General features: G+C 38.1%; 12 protein-coding genes. 7 read left to right on the top strand and 5 right to left on the bottom strand.

All coding sequences use genetic code 11. From position 1 onward, the window contains the following. Positions 1-563 precede the first annotated feature (563 nt). Positions 564-1,577, bottom strand: coding sequence for a tryptophan--tRNA ligase (trpS, locus tag ABDV70_RS02945; RefSeq protein WP_343595273.1), 1,014 nt, complete (start codon positions 1,575-1,577; stop codon positions 564-566). Between the two features lie 197 nt (positions 1,578-1,774). Between trpS and ABDV70_RS02940 the strand changes: the two genes are divergently transcribed. The 5 genes from ABDV70_RS02940 (at position 1,775) to ABDV70_RS02920 (ending at position 7,956) form a co-directional block, all read left to right on the top strand. Next, positions 1,775-2,689 carry a DUF808 domain-containing protein gene (locus ABDV70_RS02940; protein WP_343595271.1) on the top strand — a complete coding sequence of 305 codons (915 nt, stop codon included), beginning with the start codon at positions 1,775-1,777 and terminating at the stop codon, positions 2,687-2,689. Between the two features lie 40 nt (positions 2,690-2,729). Continuing rightward, on the top strand, positions 2,730-3,632 hold the full coding sequence (locus ABDV70_RS02935; RefSeq protein ID WP_343595269.1) for a neutral zinc metallopeptidase: 903 nt from the start codon (positions 2,730-2,732) through the stop codon (positions 3,630-3,632). Positions 3,633-3,786: 154 nt separating this feature from the next. Then, the gene (locus ABDV70_RS02930; RefSeq protein WP_343595267.1) at positions 3,787-5,286 is read left to right on the top strand and encodes a sodium:proton antiporter; all 1,500 of its coding nucleotides are present in this window, start codon (positions 3,787-3,789) and stop codon (positions 5,284-5,286) included. Positions 5,287-5,919: 633 nt separating this feature from the next. Further along, positions 5,920-6,594 (top strand): response regulator transcription factor, encoded by a 675-nt coding sequence (locus ABDV70_RS02925; protein WP_343595265.1) that lies wholly within the window; start codon positions 5,920-5,922, stop codon positions 6,592-6,594. A 15-nt stretch (positions 6,595-6,609) separates the two neighbouring features. Continuing rightward, entirely contained in the window at positions 6,610-7,956 is a 1,347-nt protein-coding gene (locus tag ABDV70_RS02920) for an ATP-binding protein (RefSeq protein WP_343595263.1), read from the top strand. On the opposite strand, the gene ABDV70_RS02915 is transcribed toward ABDV70_RS02920, so the two are convergent. Beyond that, complete coding sequence (locus tag ABDV70_RS02915; protein WP_343595262.1) at positions 7,936-8,742, bottom strand: hypothetical protein; 807 nt, start codon at positions 8,740-8,742, stop codon at positions 7,936-7,938. The genes ABDV70_RS02920 and ABDV70_RS02915 overlap by 21 nt on opposite strands. 117 nt (positions 8,743-8,859) lie before the next feature. After that, entirely contained in the window at positions 8,860-10,047 is a 1,188-nt protein-coding gene (locus tag ABDV70_RS02910; RefSeq protein WP_343595261.1) for an ammonium transporter, read from the bottom strand. 276 nt (positions 10,048-10,323) lie between these two features. Here ABDV70_RS02910 and ABDV70_RS02905 point away from each other — a divergent pair, with 276 nt between their 5' ends. Next, positions 10,324-10,683, top strand: a complete 360-nt coding sequence (locus ABDV70_RS02905) for a DUF202 domain-containing protein (protein ID WP_343595260.1) — start codon at positions 10,324-10,326, stop codon at positions 10,681-10,683. Positions 10,684-10,694: 11 nt separating this feature from the next. Next, positions 10,695-11,063, top strand: a complete 369-nt coding sequence (locus ABDV70_RS02900; RefSeq protein ID WP_343595259.1) for a DUF4377 domain-containing protein — start codon at positions 10,695-10,697, stop codon at positions 11,061-11,063. 159 nt (positions 11,064-11,222) lie between these two features. Here the strand turns inward: ABDV70_RS02900 and ABDV70_RS02895 are convergent, their stop codons facing one another. Continuing rightward, a complete protein-coding gene (locus tag ABDV70_RS02895) occupies positions 11,223-12,443 on the bottom strand; it encodes a glycosyl transferase (protein ID WP_343595256.1) in 1,221 nt (406 codons plus the stop codon). A 17-nt stretch (positions 12,444-12,460) separates the two neighbouring features. Continuing rightward, a complete protein-coding gene (locus tag ABDV70_RS02890; protein WP_343595254.1) occupies positions 12,461-13,270 on the bottom strand; it encodes an HAD-IIB family hydrolase in 810 nt (269 codons plus the stop codon). Positions 13,271-13,484: the final 214 nt, after the last annotated feature.

Genomic DNA, 13,484 nt, shown 5'->3' with positions numbered 1-13,484 from the left:
TGGTTGCATGAGGTGATTCCTTTTTATAAATAAAGGGTTTCATCGATAAAATGCGTGATTGGCTAAAATGACTTAAATAGGGTTTGAAATGACAAATTGTCGATTACTGTATTTAAGGACTTTTAGCCATAAACTCTCGCTATGTTTTGGTGTTTTTTATTCAGAATAATTGATGGATTAATTGTTTGGATGAATCGTTCCTCCTCTGAAATTTTTAATTAGTTTTTACTGTATGGTATAAAATTTAGAGCGCAGATTTTTGTAAAGTCCATAAGCCTGAATAGAAAATAGGAATAAAAAGCATAAAAAAAACGCAATGGTTGGGGTGACCACTGCGTTGAACAACGAAAAACTGAATTAGTACAGCTTCGTAAAATGGAGAAATGACATTTAGTTAATTAAAACCAAATGGTCTAAAAGAATAATAGCGGAAATCAGACTGAATTAATAGGATTTATCACAGAATAATTACAGTTTAATGTAATAAAATGAAAACTTATGTAAAAAAAAGCCCATTATTTCTCAAATAATGGGCTTTTTGTCTATAATTTATGCAAACACACTTAAAAACGGAACATGCCTAAACCATCTTTAATTTCATCTAAAGTAGCTTGAGTGATGATCTTACACTTGTCAGTTCCCGTCTTTAAAATATCCAAAATATAATCTGGATCTTTTTCTAACTCATTACGACGTTCACGAATCGGGGCAATCAGCTCTTTTAAAATGCCTTCTAGACGTTTTTTCACTGTACCGTCGCCCAAACCACCACGACGATAGTGTGCTTTAAGTTCTTCTAGTTCTTCTTTGTTTGGGTCGAATGCATCAAGATAGGTAAAGACGATGTTGCCTTCGACTTGACCTGGATCTTCAATGCGTAAGTGATTTGGATCTGTATACATTGCATTGACAGCTTTTTTGATGTCTTTATCCGATGCATTGAGTACGATGGTATTGCCTAAAGATTTTGACATTTTGGCTTTACCGTCGAAGCCCGGTAAACGTGACACATTAGAAAGGAGTACTTTGCATTCTGGTAATAGCTCACGACCAACTTGGCGATTTACACGACGTACAATCTCGTTGGTTTGCTCAATCATTGGAATCTGGTCTTCACCCACAGGAACAACCGTTGCCTTAAATGCCGTAATATCTGCGGCTTGTGCTGCTGGATAACACAAGAAGCCTGCTGGAATATCGCGTTCAAAACCACGAAGTTGAATTTCAGCTTTGACGGTTGGATTTCGCTCTAGTCGTGCAACTGTGACAAAGTTGAGATAGAGCATGGTAAGTTCATTTAATGCGGGCAAATGAGATTGTACGCAAATTGTGGTTTTTGTTGGGTCAATTCCAACGGCAAGATAATCGAGGGCAACTTGCAAAATGTTATGGCGAACTTTTTCAAAGTTATCGGCATTGTCTGTAAGTGCCTGTGCATCAGCCAATAAAATGTGCTGGTGATGCGAATCTTGCAAGCCAACACGAGAGCGTAAAGAACCAACAAAATGACCCAAATGTAATTGTCCAGTTGGGCGATCTCCAGTCAAAATAATTGGGCGTTGATCTGCTGTTGTCATGGGATATCCTGAAACTTTATCAATGATCATGTAAATGAATGGCACTTATTGTACGGTATATCACAATAAAAAGTTCTATTCTTATTAACATAAGATAAGTAAATCTATCAAATAACATAAAGTTGCTAAAGTTGATGCATACCAACCTTAAAAATAGCTTTACAATGAAAAAATAAGAAAATAATTTGGATTCTTTTATGGCGAGTAGCTTGCTTCTTCTGCTTGATGATATTGCAACGGTTTTAGACGATGTTGCATTAATGAGTAAAACCGCAGCAAAGAAAACTGCGGGTGTGCTCGGTGATGATTTGGCATTAAATGCACAACAGGTCACTGGTGTTAAAGCAGACCGTGAGCTACCTGTTGTGTGGCAGGTTGCCAAAGGTTCGTTGCTGAATAAATGTATTTTAGTGCCTTTAGCATTGTTGATTAGTGTGGTTGCATCATGGTTGATTAACCCGCTGTTGGTTATTGGGGGCTTATTTTTATGCTATGAAGGCGTTGAAAAAGTACTGCATAGTTTGACCCATAAAAAACATCAAAATGTCGAAGAAGTTGCTGCTGACCAAGCCATCACAGATATTACTGCCTATGAAAAAGATAAGGTCAAAGGTGCCGTACGTACAGACTTTATTTTGTCTGCCGAAATTGTCGTGATTACTCTAGGTACGGTTTCAAGTGCGCCACTGATGAGCAAAGTGGTTGTGATGAGTTTGATTGCATTTGTTATGACCGTCGGTGTGTATGGATTTGTCGCAGTCATTGTCAAAATTGATGATGCTGGCTTGTTTTTATCGAAAATGACACAGCGCTGGAAACAGACGTTAGGACGGATTTTGTTAAGTTTTGCACCTAAGCTAATGAAAGCCTTGTCTATCGTTGGCACGATTGCAATGTTCCTCGTTGGTGGTGGTATTATCAATCACGCTGTTCCTTTTGTTCATCATTTCTCTGAACACACGGCAGATCAGGCAGAAGTGATTCCAACTATTGGACAAATTCTTGGAAGTGTCATGCCAACAACACTGAACATGTTGATTGGTTTTGTTGCAGGTGCCATTGTTTTGGCGGTTGTATCCTTGATTCAGAAAATGTTAAAAAAAGAGAAATAAGTTAGATTTTTCGGAATCAGCCATATTTTAGAGGTGACCTATGCTTTGGAAAGGACGTAGAGAAAGCGATAACTTGGAAGATCGCCGTGGCGGTGGTGCAGCAAAAGCGGGTGGAATCAGCGTGATTGGTCTGGTCGTTGCTTTTGTGGCATGGAAATTTTTTGGTGTCGATCCACAACAGGCATATCAGGTCACCAAACAGGTCACTCAGCAAACAACTTCATCTAATGCGGCTTTAACCCAGCCAACGCCTGAACAACAAGAAGCGAAACAGTTCGTCGCAACAATTCAGGCCGATACAGAAGATACTTGGACTGAAATTTTTAAAGCACATCATTTGCAGTACACGGCACCTAAACTGGTCCTTTATAGTGGTGCGACCACGACTGCCTGTGGTACAGGGCAGGCGGCAATGGGGCCATTTTATTGTCCATCTGACCAAACGGTATATTTAGATACCGCTTTCTTTGTAGAAATGCGTAAAGAGCTTGGAATTACAGGTAACAAGAACAACACTCAGTTATCTAGAAATGATCAGGCGGGCGATTTTGCTTTGGCTTATGTGATTGCGCATGAAGTGGGGCATCATGTTCAGAATTTATTGGGAATTTCTGATAAAGTCTATAATCAGCGTCGCCAATTAAGTCAGGCTCAGGGAAACCGATTATCTGTACGTCAAGAACTACAGGCTGACTGTTTTGCAGGCATTTGGGCCAAGTCAAACAATGAGCGCACCCACTTTTTGGAGGAGGGGGATATTGATGAAGCCATGGATGCTGCACAAAAAATTGGCGATGATTATCTTCAAAAGCGCGCTACAGGTCAGATTGTTCCAGATAGTTTCACACATGGTACGAGCGAGCAACGTATGACTTGGTTTAAACGTGGTTTTGAATCAGGTGATTTAAATCAATGTAATACGTTCGGTAATGGTTCATTATAATGAGATCAGGTATTTTTCCTGATCTTTCTGATAGATATAAAACGACTCATTTTAATAAATTTGTTTTTTTATATATGTGTTTGTTGACATTTCATAGTCCGTGGTTTGATATACAAAGATACTTTTCTTTTTTATTTTGTTGGTAAGGGAGTTCATGGGAAATTATTTTATTTTACAAGTTTTCACGGTTGTTTTTGCCTTATCTATTATTACTACAACCTTTAATAAACGAATCTTAGGTTTTCCACAAGCCATTGGCGTTCCGATTGTTTCTGCTGTTTTAGTCTTTGTTTTACAGTGGGCTGCCAGTTTATTAAGTGGAAATCAATTTATTACGATTAATTTACATAATATTGAAAGTGCAGTACGTAGCATCGATTTTTATGATTTTTTAATTAATGGGGTTATTTGTTTTATTTTGACCTCATCTGCACTCAAATTTAAATTGTCAGATTTAAGGAATCATTGGAAACCGATTAGTATTTTAGCCAGTATTTCATTGGTGCTGTGTGCAGTTTTATTTGGTGGGATGCTTTACGGCTTTCAATTTTTGGTTGGACATCCTGTTCCAATTATTGTGTTACTTTTATTAGGTTCAGCCTTAGGGGCAACAGATCCGATTGGTGTGAAAGGCGTTTTAAGCTCGGTTCGTGCGCCACATCATTTAATGGTCAAGCTTGAAGGTGAGTCTTTATTTAATGACGCTATGTGTATTGCCGTATTCATGACGTTGTTAAATGTTATTCAGGGTAAAAACTTTAATTTGAGTGGAACGCTTGAAACACTGTTGTATGAAATTGTTGTTGCAGTGTTGATTGGCTGGGCATTTGGTCAGGGGATTTTACGGATTTTACGTGGTAAGCATGAGCCTGAATCACTGATTTTAACGACGGCATTGTTGGCATGTGGTTCTTACCTTGTTGCACTTTTTGCCCATGCTTCTGCACCGATTGCCTGTGTGATTGGTGGTTTGGTGGTTGGAAATAAATGGACAGATATTTTAAATGAACATGCTGTTCGTGAAATTAATCATTTTTGGCATACTGTTGAAGGGATTATTAATTCTTTCTTATTTACCCTAATTGGTTTGGAATTATTTATCCTTGATTTGAATTTCAGCATGATTTTAGGTGGAATGGTTGCTTTTATTATTTTGCATATTTCACGGTTTGCTGCAAACTTTATGTCGTTTGCGTTTTTTCCATCTTTTCGCCACAAAAGCTATAATGGAAGTCTAGCGATTTTAAGCTGGGGTGGGGTACGTGGTGGTCTTTCTTTAGCACTGATTCTTGCCGTTGCTAACCATCCGACTTTAAGCCCATATAGCAGTATTCTTATCGGTTATACATTTATTAGTGTATTAATGTCCGGTCTGGTTTGTGGTTTAGGTTTACCTGCGGTAATGAATGCATTTTATTACAACCCAAATGAAGAAACGAAAGGCTTCAAAGGTTGGTATCAGCGTATGTGCCATAAAATGAACCGTAAAGGCATTAAATATATTGTTGGTGAAGATGCAAATGGGAATGAAACCATTACTATTTATAACCCAGAACATTTATCTGATACGAAAGCTGATGATGGTGTTGCAGCAGTACATGACCCAAGTAAAATTGTGGAAATGAAACAATTGGAAAATCCAAATAATTTCTAAATACAGTAAAAAAGGGGCTGTTGAATACGGGTTTATATAGGTCAACAGCCTTATTTTTGCATTATTCACAGTCCTCTGAAAATGCAATGCTTGATTTAAGTCCAATGAAAAAGGTTAAATTTTAGCCATAAAACATGTTTAGGATAGAAATTAAAAAATTGTTTATGGCAGCTTTTGGGTGTGTCTAAAACGCTCAAATGATCTGCTGTTTTTGTTTGTTTTGTGAACATTTTATACGAAGCAAGAAATGTTTTTACTTGTATAGAGAGTATTATGAAAAGCATTTTTACAATCATTTTTCAGGTGAAAAATTTCCCTAATTGGGGACGAATTGCATTGTAAACTATTGTTTAAGTGTTTTTTAAGTTAATCCTTATACATTGCCGAGTATGAAAGGCGTTGTTATATTTTACGATTAAAGCTTTATCTGATATAGAAAAGAATACTTTAAGGGTAGAATGAATTTCACAATGAAAAAAAGCCAATACTTCTCGATTTTCTTAGTGCGATGAGGGGTATGGAAAATTCTGTACAAATTTATTTTAATGAATCATCCGAATCTAGAATTTAGGAGATTCATTTTACAAGATGAGGTAAGGCATTCACTTACTGCATCAAACTAGAGTGCAAAGCATGACCAAGATATTAATAATTGAAGATGATTTTATGATTGCCGAATCAACGATTACCTTATTGAAATATCATGGTTTTGATGTCGAATGGGTAAATAATGGTGTTGATGGTTTAGCAACATTGGCCAAACAGAAGTTTGATATTGTACTTCTAGATCTTGGTTTGCCCATGATGGATGGCATGCAGGTACTCAAACAGATTAGACAAAAAACACAAATTCCTGTGCTCATTATTTCAGCACGAGATCAGCTCGAAAACCGCGTAGATGGTTTAAACCAAGGGGCGGATGACTATTTAGTTAAGCCTTATGAGTTTGAAGAGTTATTGGCGCGTATTCAGGCCTTGTTACGCCGTGCAGGGGTGGAAGCTCAAACTACACAAAACGATAAAGTCTTGGTCAATGGTGATTTAATTTTAGATATCGAACAGCATATTGCAAAATATAAAGGGCAAATTATTGAATTGTCTAATCGTGAATGGGCAATTTTAACCCCTTTAATGACGCATCCGAATAAGATTTTTTCAAAAGCCAATTTAGAAGACAAACTTTACGATTTTGATAGTGAAGTTTCGAGTAATACGATAGAAGTTTATATTCATCATTTACGTGCCAAACTCGGAAAAGATTTTATTCGTACAATTCGTGGGTTAGGATATCGTCTAGGGCACCATTAACCTAGAGTCTGTTTTATGCCAAAGCGCACATCATTAAATTCAAGGCTGGTTTTATTTACATCACTCTTAAGTTTGGTGATGGCATGCATTTTGATGTTTTCAACCTATCATATTGCATTAAAAGAACTCACCCGTATTTTAGATACACAGATGGAGTTTCTGGCAAAAAGAGCAACAGTCTTTCATTTGCGAAAAATGCACACGAGTTTTAATTTAGATCAGGATTATTTACATCAAGAATTATTAATTGATATCTGGTCTTATGATGATTTAACAGATGTGCAAAAGAATCCGCTTTTGGTCCCTAAAGTATCGAAAGCAGGGTTTTATCAGCGAGAAACGGGAAATGGCACGTGGTATACCTATGTGTTGCCAACTGAAAAATTTCAGATTCAAGTTAGTCAGCATGAACGGGTAAGACAAGTTCTGGCATTAGAACTCGCAGGAAGTATGGTGCTGCCGTATATTCTGATTATGCCTGTGGTGTTGTTATTTATTTTTTGGATGATCCGACGCAGTTTAAAACCGCTCGATGATATGAAAAATGAGTTGGCACAACGGGATTCAAATGAACTGAGCCATATTGAAGAGGGGCAATATCCAATTGAATTATTGCCTGCCATTCATGAAATTAACTATTTATTTGACCGTATTTCCAAAACACAGCAAGAACAAAAACAATTTGTAGCCGATGCTGCTCATGAGTTACGAACACCGATTACGGCATTAAATTTACAAACAAAAATTTTATTGCGTGATTTTCCTGAAAATGATGCGTTAATCAATTTGAGTAAAGGGCTTGCTCGTATTCAGCATTTGGTGAGCCAATTATTATCATTGGCTAAACAAGATGCTTCGATCAATATTATGGAAATGCCGAAGAAGATTTGTTTAAACGATGTGGCGTTGAGCTGCGTTGAGCAATTAATGAATCTTGCGATGGAAAAAGATATTGATTTAGGATTTGAGCGAAATGATGAAGTGCTTTTACAGAGTTATGAGCCGACACTTCATTCAGTGATTTATAACCTGATTGATAATGCAATTAAATATACTCCGCAGGCAGGCGTGATTAATATTTCTGTTTATGCTGGGGGAGAACAGGATGCCTATATCATTATTGAAGATAGTGGTCCTGGGATTCCCGAAGCGCAATATGAGGAAGTATTAAAACGCTTTTATCGCGTGCATCATCATTTGGAAGTAGGAAGCGGTTTGGGATTATCTATTGTGCAAAAGGCCATTCAGCGAGTGGGTGGTGAATTGACCTTTGCGAAAAGTGTTGAACTAAATGGTTTAAAGGTCACGGTCAGATTACCGTTGACCTTGCCCAATGAAAAATCAGCTTTGGGGTTGACCTAATTTTTGCAGGAACATAAGAAAGATTTTCATACGTTTTCCATCGTTTCCTGTTTTTTCAACCTTAACCTGATTGAGCCAGCCAAAACGTCGTCCAAGTTTACTTAATTGAGCTAAACTTTTAGGCTGATCCTGAAGCAAATTTGAAAAGTACTGTTCAACTTGCGGTCTTTCTTGTTCGCTAAAGCGAAAGGCAGTAGAAAAAAGAAAACACAACCAGTCTCGTGCCTGACAAATATCTAAGTCTAATATTGTATTTGGGTCGGTTTCAAAGTCGATAAAAGAAATATTCAATTGTTCATCGACTAAAATATTTCGTGCAAATGCTTCACTCAAATAGTTGTGTTTAAGATGAATTTTTTTTATCTCTTCGCAAGCCTGTTGAAATAATGCAAAGCGCCGATCAAAATCTGCTGTATTTGCCAAGGCATGGTCAAGTTGCATGAGTCGATTATTATTCTGTGCATTATCTTGAATCAATAAACCTTGATCTGAAACGGCAAGCACTTTAGGAACATTTACCCCTATAGCAGCCAATGCTTGAATGCGAGATGCTTCACAATGAATTGAAGCTGCTCCGCCATAGTTTGGCACAGGGGTTAAAATTTGCACATTAAACAGACGAGCACCCCAAGCAGCAAGGGTATACATCCATTTTGGATGGCGTTTTGATGCTTTTTTGAGCCATACTTTGATACCATCAATTTCATAAGACTCAATTGACTCTATTTGAGTAGAGACAGTAGCGGCTAAAAATTCTTGATATTTCTGCATGTTAAAAAGTTGCATCTAAACGAGGCACCTATATTACGTTAAAACATATAGAGAAGCTATGTTCCAGGCCGTTTTCTTCCCCGAGGCAAGATGAGCAGTTGATCTCTTGCTCATCTTGGTTTGAAATCTAGCTTAAAATTTACTCTCTTCGGCATTTGCTGAAATACGGTGAATCGATAAATCGGCACCACGGTATTCTTCTTCTTGGGTTAGACGAATCCCGATAGTTGCTTTTAAGATGCCATAAACCACTAGGCTGCCTGCAAAGGCAATCACAATTGCAACAACCGTTCCGATAAATTGCACAATCAAAGACACATTGCCCAAACCACCAAGCCATGTTTGACCAAAAACTCCTGCGGCAATACCACCAAATGCACCACATACACCGTGCATAGGCCAGACCCCAAGTACATCATCCACCTTGAGTTTGTTTTGGGTATATGTAAACAGTTGTACGAACAAGACCCCTGCAATTGCACCAATCATTAATGCACCGACAGGGTGAACAATATCTGAACCTGCACAGATGGCGACTAAACCTGCTAAAGGGCCGTTGTGTAAGAAACCTGGGTCATTTTTACCCATAAGATTTGCAGTCAGTGTTCCGCCAACCATTGCCATGAGTGAGTTAATGGCAACCAGTCCAGAAATCGCATCCACGCGTTGCGCACTCATTACATTAAAGCCAAACCAGCCGACAATCAAAATCCATGAACCTAAGGCTAAAAATGGAATCGATGAAGGTGGGTGCGCGAAAATCGCACCATCTTTACGGTAACGACCATAGCGGGCACCGAGCAGTAATACCGCAGCAAGCGCCATCCAACCACCTACGGCATGAACCACCACTGAACCCGCAAAATCATGAAAAGTGGCATGGAAATGCTGTTGCAGCCAGTCTTGAAAATGCAGATTATTATTCCAGATTAGCCCTTCAATAAAAGGATAAACCAAACCTACCAAAAGTAAGGTGGCAATGGCTTGGGGACGCATTTTGGCACGTTCGGCAATACCACCCGAAATAATTGCGGGTACGGCTGCGGCAAAGGTGAGTAAGAAAAAACAACGCATCAGGTTATAACCATGATGTAAAGCAAGGTCAGCACCACTATGGAAAAAATGTTGTCCATAAGCAATGTAGTAACCTACAAAGAAATAGGCGATGGCAGAAATAGAGAAATCTGACAAAATTTTACTCAGCGCATTGACCTGATTTTTATGACGAACTGTTCCAAGCTCAAGAAATGCAAAACCTGCATGCATGGCTAAAACAAGGACGGCCCCAAGTAAAAGAAATAAGATGTCAATATTTTGCATAATAATGATCTACAAGAGTGCGTATACTGAAAATCGCACAAGTATAACCATGCAACATGCACCAATATAGCAATGTCAGGATGGAAATATTGATAGAAAAAAATAAAAACCAACAAAGAATCGATATAGCGCAAATTGCGCACTAAAATGGAAAAATGGCACAAAAATAGTGCTTTATAGGTTTGGTGTAAAGGTGTTCTGAATAAAACTTTACAGATCAATTAGAAAGAAATAAGGTGAGTATAGTCATAATGATAAATATATCAAAGGATAAAAATGTCTAATTTACAAGACCCACGGGTACTTTTGGCTTTAGAACGCACACTTCTAGCTTGGAACAGAAGTAGTTTAGGGCTGATTGCATTTGGTTTTGTGTTAGAGCGTTCAAGTTTACTGATTCAGCTTCTTAATCCACATGAACACCTTGCTAAAGCCACGTTAAGTAAATGGTTTGCAGTCATCATTGTGCTACTGGCAGCAGGGATGAGTCTATGGTCGATACGACAATATAAAGTCGCTTTGAAATCACTTAACCCTGCTGAATTGATTGCGGGGTATCGAACAGATTTAGCGATGCTTTTAGGTCTGTTTAATGTGTTATGTGCAGCCATGTTGTTGGTGATTTTTTTCATTTAAGGAGAATCAATTTGAAAAAACATTATTGGATGGTCACTTTAGGGCTATTTACAGCGTGTAGTCAGCTTCCTGTAAAATCACAGCCTTCATCTGAACCGTTATATTTAGAAATTGCACCGCAGACGAAACCGTGTGTTGCAGGCGTCATGCAGACTCAGTGCTTACAAGTCAAAAAAGTCAGTTATAACGCTTTAGGGAAAAAGCAGACACTAGATGAAAACTGGTTAAATTTTTATAGTCCAATTGAAGGATATCAACATAACAACCATGAACAAGTTGTAATACAGATGAAGCAGATTCAAATTAAAAATCCACCGATGGACAGCGCTAATATCCGCTATGTTTTTGAGCGATATGTGGAAAGAAAATCAATCGATTGAGTAAAAAACAGACTTGGTTAAAATCTCAATCAAGTCTGTTTTTTTATTCTTGATATGATTGAATTTTTACGTAAGTTAATGAAATTTTATAGCTAATTTTTTATTATTTCCAAAAATTTACCATTCATCATGATAAACATGGCTAGAGGATAAGTTATCTTAAACATTGCCTAAATTATCCTCTTCAACTGCATCATAAATTTCCTGAAAAAGATCGGGAAAGGCAGATTCAATCCGACTCCAACTTGGAATAAAAGGTTGATCATTGGGGCGTTCGATAAAGGATTGACCTGCATCTAAAATACATTGGGTAAATAGCTCGACAGCCGCTTCTTCATTGTGTTGATCAAAATACAAACCATTCATTTGTGCATCATGTTGATAAACATCAATCATATCCAGTGCATTACGATAATAAGCCGCTTTTAAAATCCGAAAAGAATCACTGGTCACATGAACTCCCAAAGTCGCCAGTTTTCGTAACAGCGATAAGATAATGTCGTTGCTCATACGCTTTAAGCCACCCGTGCCATCTTCATTGGCAAGTGGTTGATGTTTATGGTCATAATGATCCAAGATATCAATCTGGCAACTGCGTTTTGGACTATAGTTTCGATAGATTTCAGACAAAATTCCAATTTCTAAACCCCAGTCTCCGGGAATTTTAATACCATTGAGCACACGGGTTCGCATTGCAAACTCACCTGAAAGTGCATAGCGGAAATTGGATAAATAACTTAAAAAATCATGCTTGCCATAGACCATTTCTAAAGCACGTAATAATGGCGTAACCAGTAAACGGCAGACACGACCATTTAATTTGTTATTGGCAATACGAGAATAATAGCCTTTGCAAAAGACATATTGAAAGGTGGGGTTGGCAACGGGATAAATGAGTCGGGCAAGTAAAGAACGATCATAAGTTAAAATATCACAGTCATGTAAAGCCACACAGTCTGTACGGTCTGAGGCCAGTGTGTACCCCATACAAAACCAGACATTGCGACCTTTACCAGCTTCGAGCGGGGATAATCCCTCTTTTTTTAGTTTTGCGTCAATTTCTTGTAGGCGTGGGCCATCGTTCCACAAAATACGATGGCGTTGTGGAAGGCGACTAAAAAATTCTTTTGCGTAAAGAAACTGGTCACGATTCGCCCGATCTAAACCAATGACAATTTCTTCTAAATAAGGGACTTGTGTGAGTTCATCAATAATATGTTTAAGTGCAGGGCCTTCGAGTTCTGAAAATAATGAAGGTAAAATCAGCCCCATTTTGCGGCGTTTTGAAAAAGTGATAAGTTCTTGTTCTAATTCTTCTACGGGACGACGTGTGAGGTTATGAAAATTGGTAAAGCATCCATTTTGATGAAAATCTGACATATACACCTCACTGTTTTTTATAAATTTAAATGATTGATAAAAAAGGAAATGCCTTCACACCAGCCTGTTGGCCCTGAGTGTTGGCTATGGAAAATATGCGATGAGTCTTTTCGCTGCAATAGAATATTTTGGGACTGTGCTGACTGTATAATCACTGAAAAATCAGTAACTTCTAGTAATGGTAGGTCATTGGGACTATCTCCTAAACCGATAGTTTGCCAGTAACGACCTTGTTGTTGTTCTTGCTGTAAAAAGTGAGAAAGAGCGACGCCTTTGTTACTGCCAATATTCATGACATGCCAAAAACGCCCGCCTTTAATTAAGCATAGTTGATATTGTTCAAGCTGCTGTTGAAATTGTGTAAATTGGTCGGTTGAGTCTTGCCATAAAATGGGTTCTGACGCAATGCGTTGTTTAGCAAATTGGGCTTGCAGCGGGCTTAACCCTGTCCATTGCATAATTTCCTGCAATGAAGCGTGTGCAAAACCTGAAAAATGAAAATGATATTTCTTTTTAAGCTGATCTAAAATGCGTGTTATTTCTAAATAATTGAGTGCAGAAGACTGACGGGCAATAATCGCTGTCTGTTGGTTTGTCGCAAGGATAGCACCATTTTCACAGATATAAGGCTGTTCTGTCAGTCCCATTTGTTGCTGTAATAATTCGACTTCAGGCTTAGTTTTGCTGGTACAAAACATGATCGGAGTATTGTGTTGTTTAAGCCGATTTAAACAAGGTTCTGCGGCTGCCCAGCTATAGCTGTGATGATCGAGCAAAGAGCCGTCTAAGTCGGTGACAATCAGTAGAGGGGCAGTGTTTGGATTCATAGCGCTGTGCCTCTTTGTAAAAATAAGAACAGCTTAAAGTTATCGCATGTTTTTTATACTTTTTATGTTGTAAATGGTTGGGTTTTTATTGGCTTGGATATGGTGACGATTTATTCATGATCATTGTAATGTGGGTAATCGCTGGGTAGGGAAGAAGATAAAGCGAAGAAAGCCACTTTCTATTCACTAGAAATTAACATACTGATTCACTCTT

The organism is Acinetobacter sp. (assembly GCF_039596015.1).
Classification (GTDB): Bacteria; Pseudomonadota; Gammaproteobacteria; order Pseudomonadales; family Moraxellaceae; genus Acinetobacter.
This window is presented reverse-complemented; position numbering and strand designations above follow the sequence as displayed.

Excerpts from the sequence above, each read along its gene's own strand:
- trpS (WP_343595273.1), bottom strand. The coding sequence starts at position 1,577 with ATGACAACAGCAGATCAACGCCCAATTATTTTGACTGGAGATCGCCCA.
- ABDV70_RS02940 (WP_343595271.1), top strand. The coding sequence starts at position 1,775 with ATGGCGAGTAGCTTGCTTCTTCTGCTTGATGATATTGCAACGGTTTTA.
- ABDV70_RS02935 (WP_343595269.1), top strand. The coding sequence starts at position 2,730 with ATGCTTTGGAAAGGACGTAGAGAAAGCGATAACTTGGAAGATCGCCGT.
- ABDV70_RS02930 (WP_343595267.1), top strand. The coding sequence starts at position 3,787 with ATGGGAAATTATTTTATTTTACAAGTTTTCACGGTTGTTTTTGCCTTA.
- ABDV70_RS02925 (WP_343595265.1), top strand. The coding sequence starts at position 5,920 with ATGACCAAGATATTAATAATTGAAGATGATTTTATGATTGCCGAATCA.
- ABDV70_RS02920 (WP_343595263.1), top strand. The coding sequence starts at position 6,610 with ATGCCAAAGCGCACATCATTAAATTCAAGGCTGGTTTTATTTACATCA.
- ABDV70_RS02915 (WP_343595262.1), bottom strand. The coding sequence starts at position 8,742 with ATGCAACTTTTTAACATGCAGAAATATCAAGAATTTTTAGCCGCTACT.
- ABDV70_RS02910 (WP_343595261.1), bottom strand. The coding sequence starts at position 10,047 with ATGCAAAATATTGACATCTTATTTCTTTTACTTGGGGCCGTCCTTGTT.
- ABDV70_RS02905 (WP_343595260.1), top strand. The coding sequence starts at position 10,324 with ATGTCTAATTTACAAGACCCACGGGTACTTTTGGCTTTAGAACGCACA.
- ABDV70_RS02895 (WP_343595256.1), bottom strand. The coding sequence starts at position 12,443 with ATGTCAGATTTTCATCAAAATGGATGCTTTACCAATTTTCATAACCTC.
- ABDV70_RS02890 (WP_343595254.1), bottom strand. The coding sequence starts at position 13,270 with ATGAATCCAAACACTGCCCCTCTACTGATTGTCACCGACTTAGACGGC.